General features: G+C 64.9%; 7 protein-coding genes and 1 pseudogene. 6 read left to right on the top strand and 2 right to left on the bottom strand.

What is annotated here, in order from left to right; genetic code table 11:
- Positions 1-114 precede the first annotated feature (114 nt).
- The 3 genes from AC1DS3_RS31390 to AC1DS3_RS31380 all read left to right on the top strand — a co-directional run bounded on the left by AC1DS3_RS31390 (position 115) and on the right by AC1DS3_RS31380 (position 4,413).
- Positions 115-3,321, top strand: coding sequence for a CusA/CzcA family heavy metal efflux RND transporter (locus tag AC1DS3_RS31390; RefSeq protein ID WP_477128666.1), 3,207 nt, complete (start codon positions 115-117; stop codon positions 3,319-3,321).
- Between the two features lie 323 nt (positions 3,322-3,644).
- Positions 3,645-4,019 carry a DUF2164 family protein gene (locus tag AC1DS3_RS31385; protein WP_477128667.1) on the top strand — a complete coding sequence of 125 codons (375 nt, stop codon included), beginning with the start codon at positions 3,645-3,647 and terminating at the stop codon, positions 4,017-4,019.
- Positions 4,012-4,413 (top strand): hypothetical protein, encoded by a 402-nt coding sequence (locus tag AC1DS3_RS31380; RefSeq protein WP_477128665.1) that lies wholly within the window; start codon positions 4,012-4,014, stop codon positions 4,411-4,413. Before AC1DS3_RS31385 ends, AC1DS3_RS31380 begins: the two co-directional genes overlap by 8 nt.
- Here the strand turns inward: AC1DS3_RS31380 and AC1DS3_RS31375 are convergent.
- Entirely contained in the window at positions 4,410-5,855 is a 1,446-nt protein-coding gene (locus tag AC1DS3_RS31375; RefSeq protein ID WP_477128664.1) for a heavy metal sensor histidine kinase, read from the bottom strand. The two genes, AC1DS3_RS31380 and AC1DS3_RS31375, sit on opposite strands and share 4 nt — an antisense overlap.
- A gap of 25 nt (positions 5,856-5,880) precedes the next feature.
- Entirely contained in the window at positions 5,881-6,555 is a 675-nt protein-coding gene (locus tag AC1DS3_RS31370; protein WP_441637712.1) for a heavy metal response regulator transcription factor, read from the bottom strand.
- 156 nt (positions 6,556-6,711) lie between these two features.
- Here AC1DS3_RS31370 and AC1DS3_RS31365 point away from each other — a divergent pair, with 156 nt between their 5' ends.
- The 3 genes and pseudogenes from AC1DS3_RS31365 to AC1DS3_RS31355 all read left to right on the top strand — a co-directional run.
- Complete coding sequence (locus AC1DS3_RS31365) at positions 6,712-7,248, top strand: hypothetical protein (RefSeq protein WP_477128663.1); 537 nt, start codon at positions 6,712-6,714, stop codon at positions 7,246-7,248.
- 87 nt (positions 7,249-7,335) lie between these two features.
- On the top strand, positions 7,336-7,644 hold the full coding sequence (locus AC1DS3_RS31360) for a hypothetical protein (protein WP_441637708.1): 309 nt from the start codon (positions 7,336-7,338) through the stop codon (positions 7,642-7,644).
- A 9-nt stretch (positions 7,645-7,653) separates the two neighbouring features.
- A pseudogene (locus tag AC1DS3_RS31355) lies at positions 7,654-8,250 on the top strand (TolC family protein); the annotation flags it as partial.

The raw sequence follows: 8,250 nt of genomic DNA, 5'->3' as shown, positions 1-8,250 counted from the left end.
GATCACCGAAGGCCTGAAAGCCGGCATGCAATACGTGGCGGGCAACAGCTTCGTGATCAAGGCCGAGCTTGGCAAAGCCGGCGCCGAACATAGCCACTAAGCGGAGAATCCCTCATGTTTGAAAGACTGATCCGCTTTGCCATCGAGCAGCGGTGGMTGGTGCTGCTGGTGGTGGCCGCCATGGCGGCGCTCGGCATCTACAACTACAACCGGCTGCCCATCGACGCCGTGCCCGACATCACCAACGTGCAGGTGCAGGTCAACACCTCCGCGCCGGGCTACTCGCCGCTGGAAACCGAGCAGCGCGTCACCTACCCGATCGAGACCGCGATGTCCGGCCTGCCGGGCCWGGAGCAAACCCGCTCGCTGTCGCGCTATGGTTTGTCGCAGGTAACGGTGATCTTCAAGGACGGCACCGATATCTACTTCGCGCGCCAGCTGGTCAACCAGCGCATCCAGGAGGCCGCGCAGAACCTGCCCACAGGCGTTGCGCCACAGATGGGCCCGATCTCCACCGGGCTCGGCGAGATCTACCTGTGGACGGTGGAAGCCGAGGACGGCGCCAGGAAGGCGGATGGCACGCCCTACACGCCCACCGACCTGCGCGAGATCCAGGACTGGGTCATCAAGCCGCAGCTGCGCACGGTGCCCGGCGTCACCGAGATCAACTCCATCGGCGGCTTCGCCAAGGAGTACCTGGTGGCGCCCAGCCCGGAACGGATGGCCTCCTACGGCCTGAGCCTGCAGGACGTGGTGGTGGCGCTGGAGAAGAACAACGCCAACGTGGGCGCCGGCTATATCGAGCGGCGCGGCGAGCAATACCTGGTKCGCGCGCCGGGGCAGGTCAGGTCCGTCGACGATATCCGCGAGATCATCGTGGGTAGCGCGCAGGGCCAGCCCATCCGCATCCGCGACCTGGCGGACGTGGGCATCGGCCGCGAACTGCGTACCGGCGCGGCCACCGACAACGGGCGCGAAGTGGTGCTGGGCACCGTCTTCATGCTGATCGGCGAGAACAGCCGTGCCGTGTCGCAAGCGGTGGACCAGCGCATGGCCGCCATCAACCGCTCGCTGCCGGCCGGCGTCAAGGCCGTCACCGTGTATGACCGCACCGTGCTGGTGGACCGCGCCATCGCCACCGTCAAGAAGAACCTGGTCGAGGGCGCGATCCTGGTGATCGTGATCCTCTTCCTGTTCCTCGGCAACCTGCGCGCCGCCATCATCACCGCGCTGGTCATCCCGCTGTCCATGCTGTTTACGTTCACCGGCATGGTGACGTACAAGATCAGCGCCAACCTGATGAGCCTGGGCGCGCTGGACTTCGGCATCATCATCGACGGCGCGGTGGTGATCGTGGAGAACTGCGTGCGGCGCCTCGCCCATGCCCAGCAACAGCACGGCCGCCCGCTCACCCGCGGCGAGCGCTTCCACGAAGTTTTTGCGGCCTCGCGGGAAGCGCGCCGCCCGCTGATCTTCGGCCAGCTCATCATCATGATCGTGTACATCCCCATCTTTGCGCTGACCGGCGTGGAGGGCAAGATGTTCCACCCCATGGCAATGACCGTGGTGCTGGCGCTGTTCGGCGCAATGATCCTGTCGGTGACCTTCGTGCCGGCGGCCGTGGCGCTGTTCATCGGCGACAAGGTCGGCGAGAAGGAAAACCGCCTGATGCTGTGGGCCAAGCGCGCCTACGCGCCCATGCTCGGCAAGACCATCGCCAACACACCGGTGGTGCTGACCCTTGCCGCAGTCGCGGTGCTGTTGAGCGGCCTGGTGGCGACGCGGCTGGGCAGCGAGTTCATCCCCAACCTGAACGAAGGGGATTTCGCCGTGCAGGCGCTGCGCATTCCCGGCACCAGCCTCACCCAGTCGCTCGCCATGCAGCAGCAGATCGAGACGCGCCTCAAGGAGAAATTCCCCGAAATCGAGCGCGTCTTCGCCCGCACCGGCACCGCCGAGATCGCCTCGGACCCGATGCCGCCCAACGCCTCGGATGGCTACATCATGCTCAGGCCACGGACAAAGTGGCCCGACCCATCAAAAACGCGCGAGCAACTGCTGGCGGAGATGGAGGCCGAACTGGCAACCATCCCCGGCAACAAGTACGAGTTCTCGCAGCCGATCCAGCTGCGCTTCAACGAGCTGATCTCCGGGGTGCGCAGCGACGTGGCCGTCAAGATCTTCGGTGACGACAACGCCGTGCTGGAGGACACCGCGCAAAAGGTCGCCACCGTGCTGCGGGCCGTCCCCGGCGCAACCGAGGTCAAGGTCGAGCAGACCAGCGGCCTGCCGATGCTGACGGTAGACGTGGACCGCGCCCGCGCAGCCCGCTACGGCCTCAACATGATCGACGTGCAGGACACCGTGGCCATTGCCGTGGGCGGCAGGGACGCCGGCATCTTCTTCCAGGGCGACCGCCGCTTCAATATCGGCGTACGCCTGCCGGAAGGCATCCGTGGCGATGTGGAGGCGCTGCGCCGGCTGCCGATTCCCTTGCCGAAGGGAAGTACGGCAACCGCCAGCTATATCCCGCTGGGCGAAGTGGCCACGCTCACGCTGGCCCCCGGCCCCAACCAGGTCTCGCGCGAGAACGGCAAGCGCCGCATCGTGGTCAGCGCCAATGTGCGCGGGCGCGACGTGGGCACCTTCGTGCCCGAGGCGATGGCGTCGCTGGATCGTCAGGTCAAGATCCCGGCGGGCTACTGGGTCACCTGGGGTGGCACCTTCGAGCAATTGCAATCGGCCACCACGCGGCTGCAGATCGTGGTGCCGGTGGCACTGCTGATGGTGTTCGTGCTGCTGTTCGCCATGTTCGGCAACGCGCGCGATGGCCTGCTGGTCTTTACCGGCATCCCCTTTGCGCTCACTGGCGGCATCCTGGCGCTGTGGCTGCGGGGCATTCCGCTGTCGATCTCGGCGGCGGTGGGCTTTATCGCGTTGTCCGGCGTGGCGGTGCTCAACGGACTGGTGATGCTGTCCTTCATCCGCAGCCTGCGCGAAGAAGGCAAGCTGCTCGATGAAGCCATCCACACCGGCGCGCTGACCCGGCTGCGCCCGGTGCTGATGACCGCGCTGGTGGCATCGCTGGGCTTTATCCCGATGGCGATCGCCACCGGGACCGGGGCCGAGGTACAGCGTCCGCTGGCCACGGTGGTGATTGGGGGCATCCTGTCTTCCACCGCGCTGACCTTGCTGGTGCTGCCAGTGCTGTACCGGCTGGCGCATCGGCGCGACAAGGAGGAGGCTGGCGTTGAAGATGACGCAGGTAGCGGACGCCTGGCTGGCGGCTTGACGGTGCCACCGGCATTGCCCAACGGCTAACCCTGGCGACAGCAGGAGCGGCACGCCGCTCCTGCCATCAAGCACCGCTGCGCATCAGTGCAACCCGATGCCCGGCGGCGCCAGCACGATTTCCATCTTGCGGTTCATTGCACGCCCGGCCGCGGTGGCATTGTCGCCAAGCGACTGCACATCGCCACGGCCAGCGTGCGCGCCTCTGAAAATGCGATATGCGAGAGCCGGGGTTCGCGGGCCAACGGCGTGGCAAAATGAAAATCTGAATTTTCCGAATCCTGCCGGCGCTTGGAATCTATATTCTTTGCCGGGCACCGATTCTTGCCGAGCTTGCGACGCCAACGCGCTTGATGCGCAAGGGCTTGGTGCGCCGGCTTGAACCACCCGCGCTCATCGACCGCGGGCTTGGCCTGACAAGCGKATCATACAAATCGATTGCCAATCGTGCACGGTTCGGTAATATTCAAATTCCACACATTTTAGGAGATATTATGAATATCGATAAATTTGATTTGATTAAGTTCTCCTCAGAAGTCCGTGACTTACTGAAGAGTGAATTAGGAATCTCGGTAGGGAATATGGAAGTTGTTCCGTTCGGGGAGAAATTGTACAAACTGGTGCGATCCCATGCGTACAATGAAGGTGTACTAGATGCGCAGCGCTTGTTGGATCGAAAGCTGTCCGACATTTCGGAACAACTTGATTTGTTGTTACAGCATGAATAAAAGATATTTACTGAATCAAATAAGGGAGGTTTGGATTGATGCCTATCTAAACGGCGAGGTGGACTGGCTATCATATTTGGAGGCACCTACCTTTTTCATTAAAAGAGGTGACAAGCTTATCTCCAAATCCGAACAGGTATCATTTATCGAACGAAGTCGAGCCAAATATCCGACAAAGAAATCCAAAGGGGTAGAGTTTAGAGAATCAATTATCGATATTCAAGAGCGCAAGGGTTGGGCCACTGTCTTTGGCTCCGCCTCATTCAAGACAAATGGAGAGATCGTTAGCCAATGTAATTTTTTTGAGCTGTGGCTAATTATCGATGAGCGGTGGCAGATCGCATCGTTGTGTATCGAAGATGCCGATCAGGCTGCGGAAGCGTACGGTTCTTAACCCCTGCTTGTCGAGTCTGCCGCGGACCGGGCATGTTGCATCGGAAACATCAGCTCCGCCACCGTCTCGCCGGCCCGGCTGCGCATGCTCACGCTGCCGCCATGCAGCCGCATGATCGTATCCACGATGGCCAGCCCTAGCCCGGTCGAGCCCGCCGAATTGCTGCGCGCGGGGTCGCCTCTGTAGAAACKCCCGAACACGTGCGGCAGCGCCTCGGCGGCAATGCCGGCGCCACCGTTGCTCACCTGGATCCGGGTAGCGGCGGCGTCCGCCACGACCCGGATGTCCACGGCGCTGCCGGCGGGCGCGTGGCGCAAGGCGTTGTCGACGAGGTTGGTCACCGCGCGCCGCAGYAGCGTCTGGTCAGCGCGCACGGCGCCCTGGCCGGCAAGTTGCACCTTGATGTCTCGGTCCGCCGCCACGGCCTCGTAGTACTCGGCAACCTTGTCCAGCTCCGCGCGCGCGTCCAGCTCTCGCACCTTCATGGCCACCTGGGCATGGTCCGCGCGTGCAAGGAACAGCATGTTCTCGATCATGCGGGCCAGCCGTTCGTATTCTTCCAGGTTGGATTCCAGCAGGCTCTCGTACTCCTGCACCGGGCGGCTATGGCCCAGCGTGACCTGGGTCTGGCCAATCAGGTTGCTGATGGGCGTGCGAAAATCGTGCGCCAGGTCGGCAGAGAATTCGGAGAGTCGATGAAAGCCGTCTTCCAGGCGTGCCAGCATGTCGTTCAGCGCGGCGACAAGCGCGCGCAGCTCGGTGGGCGCCTGGCCGGCATCGAGCCGCGTGGCGAGCCGGCTCATGGTAACGGCCGAAGCGTCCTGCGCCATGCGCCTGAGCGGGCGCAGGCCGCGCCTGGCCAGCAGGTATCCCAGCCCCGCAGCGACCGCCGCGCCGCATAGCGTTGCCCACAGCATCTGCGTCTGGTAGGCCTTCATCAGCGCCACGCGGTAGCCGGCATCACGCAGCACCACGATCTCGACCGCGCGCTCGGAATCCCCCAACTGCCCCAACGCGGAGATGCCGCGCGAGGCGACACCGTTGCGGGGATACCAGGTATGCAGTTGGGATTTGTCGGGTGGTGTGGCCGCGGGCAGCACTGGCAATGCCGGCACCGGCTCATGGCGCGGGTTCAGGGTGACCAGCGGCTCGCCGCCGCTGCCGCGCACCAGCAGGATCAATCCTTCATGGCCCAGCGCGAGATCGGCGAAGCGATGCGTGTCGGCGCGGATCTCTGCCTCCGAGCCCACTTCGCGCAGCAGATGGCGCACCAGCAGCACTTCGCTGACCAGTTCGCTCTCGTCGCGATCCTGCAACTGGGCAGCAAGCGCGCTTGCCAGGTAGGTGCCAACGGCCACCAGGATCGCCACGGTGGCGGCGCCGTAGGCCAGCGCCAGCCGTGCCGTAAGCGATGCCGGCAGGCGCAGTACGGCGCGGATCACGAGGCGGACCCTGACATGGCCCGGATCACCGGGCTTCCTCTTCCAGCACGTAGCCCATGCCCCGGCGCGTGTGGATCAGCTTGGCGGGAAAGGGGTCGTCGACCTTGGCGCGCAGCCGGCGGATGGAGACATCGACCACATTGGTATTGCTGTCGAAATTCATGTCCCAGACATGGGAGGCAATCAGCGAACGCGACAGTACTTCGCCGCTGCGGCGCGCCAGCAGTTGCAGCAGCGCGAACTCCTTGGAGGTCAGTTCCAGCTTCTGGCCGTTGCGCGTGACGCGGCGCTTGACGGTATCGATCTGCAGGTCCGCCACTTCGATCAGCTCGCTTTCGCGCAACGGGCCGCGCCGCAGGATGGTGCGGATGCGCATGACCAGCTCGGCGAAGGCGAAGGGCTTGACCATATAGTCATCGGCGCCCAACTCCAGGCCCTTGAGCCGGTCGGATAGCGCATCGCGCGCGGTGAGGAACAGGACCGGCGTATCGCGCTCGCGCCGCAGTTCCTGGAGCACCTGCCAGCCATCCATGCCAGGCAGCATCACATCCAGCACGATGAGGTCGTACTCCTGCCCGCGTGCGTGGGCCAGGCCGTCCACGCCATCRCGCGCCAGGTCCACCACGAAACCGGATTCGCTCAGGCCCTTGCGCAGGTAGTCGCCTGCCTTGGGTTCGTCTTCGACAATCAGTATGCGCATAGTTATTCACTCCGGGCCATCCACCGGCCCTGCAAGACCGACACGCTATACGAGGAAGCCCCGCCGCGGCCGAAGATGTCAGCATTGTCATGTTGGYGTCACGCTACCGCACCTTTCGATGCAGGTACAATGTCGGCTGCTGATTCCCCTGCCCCGATGAAACGCGTCCTTAGCTACTTCCTGTTGTGCCTTGCCATGATCGCGCTGCCCGCACAGGGTGTCGCGGCGGCGRTCATGATGGTCTGCAGCGCGGCGCAATCTGTGCAATCGGGGCATTCAGTGCAGGTGCCATCCGTCGTACTGCCGGCCGATTCGCCGGCCGTGGAATCGATGATGTTACGCCATGCGGCCATGAAGTCGCAGGCGGAAGCCGCGCTTGGCAGCCATGCCGGCGCACATTGCCATGACGCGGCGGACCCGGCCCAGCAGCGGGACGGGATGGCCAGTGTATCTGGCATGACCAGCATGACTGACCAGCCAGCCCATCAAGACCATCAGGATCACCACGCCAGCCATGGCGCCGGTGGCACCTGCAGCGCCTGCTCGGCCTGCGCGCTCGGGGCCGTCATGCCCACCATCCTGCCTGAGCTCGCCCTGGCCAGCCACGGCCATGCCGCACCGGTAGCCACGCTGGCCGCCTACGCCGGCTTCCTCCCCGCCCCCTCCGACCGCCCGCCCGCCGCGCGCTGCTGACACCCGAGGTGCGTCCAGCGCACGCTCGCCCGCCGTTCGTCTTACCCCGCGCCGTCCTTCGCGCATCCCACGAACACTGAGGTTGTCATGCATTTCGTCCGCATTCTTGCGGCGGCTTGTCTGGTGCTCGGGCCGACCTTGTCGTCGGCCCAGTCCAGCGCACCCGCTGCCGATCCACTCGATCCGCGCGCATCCGTGCCGCCGCTGCCGGCACCGAACGTGCTGGCCGGCTACGTGCCGTTCCAGGCGCAAGCCATCGCCCCGTGGCGCGAGTCCAACGCGCAGGTCACGCCGACGGCAGGCAAGGACGCAACGGGCGCCAATGCGCCCATGTCCATGCCCTCGCCGACACCGGCGGCCAAGCCCGCGGCCGCCGGCCACGGCCACCACCACTAAGGAGGCCGCATGTCTCACCCATTGCCAATCCGGCCGGGACTGGCCGCGGCGGCCTGTGCCCTGCTGCTGGCCGGCTGCGCCGGATTTACCGCCGATGGTGGCTTCGGCACCGCGTCCACCGCCGCGCGCGAGCGCCTCGGCAAGGATGCCATCTGGGTCCGCTCCGACCAGGACCGCGCCGCCGTCTACGAGCGCACCCAGGCCTTGCTGGCGCAGCCACTCGACGCCGACAGCGCCGTGCAGATCGCGCTGCTCAACAACGCTGGCCTGCAGGCAGCCTTTGCCGATCTGGGTATTTCCGAGGCTGAGTACGTCCAGGCAACGCGCCTGCCCAACCCGGGATTCTCCTTCAGCCGCAAGCGCCAGGGCGACGACCTCAAGATCGACCGCGCCATATCCGTCGGCCTGATGAACCTGCTGGTGCTGCCGCTGGCGGCCCGCATCGAGCAGGACCGCTTTACCCAAACCCGGCTCGCCGTGGCCGACACCTTGCTGCGGCAGGCGCTGGAAACGCGCAAGGCCTTTGTCAATGCCGTCGCCGCGGAACAAGCGGCGCGCTATGCCGAGCAGGTCAAGAACGCAGCCGAGACCGGCGCGCTATTCGCC

Source organism: Cupriavidus sp. 01L46 (assembly GCF_056399905.1).
Note: the sequence above shows the minus strand (reverse complement) of the source record. Positions and strands in the feature narration are given on the sequence as shown.